At 65.8% G+C, this 240-nt stretch carries 1 protein-coding gene; it reads right to left on the bottom strand.

The genetic code is table 11. The features are described from left to right. Positions 1-11 precede the first annotated feature (11 nt). On the bottom strand, positions 12-240 hold a 229-nt coding region (locus ACPYOG_RS20495), incomplete at its 5' end, for a hypothetical protein (protein WP_481295909.1).

Genomic DNA, 240 nt, shown 5'->3' with positions numbered 1-240 from the left:
CGTCGGCAGCGTCAGATGTGTATAAGAGACAGAGACCACCGTGGTGAGCCACGCATCCAGGTTCTCGATCCCGGAGGTGTCCGTTCGGCCGACGCGGAGGACAGCAGCCGCGTCGCGATCGCGGTGAGCCGCGGCCGCGCTGTTTCGAACCTGTCTCTTATACACATCTCCGAGCCCACGAGACACTCGCTAATCTGGGGGGGGCGCGTTTTGTTTGGGAGGGGGGGGGGGGGGGGGGGG

The organism is Leifsonia sp. HAY1-4F, assembly GCF_056755275.1.
Note: the sequence above shows the minus strand (reverse complement) of the source record. Positions and strands in the feature narration are given on the sequence as shown.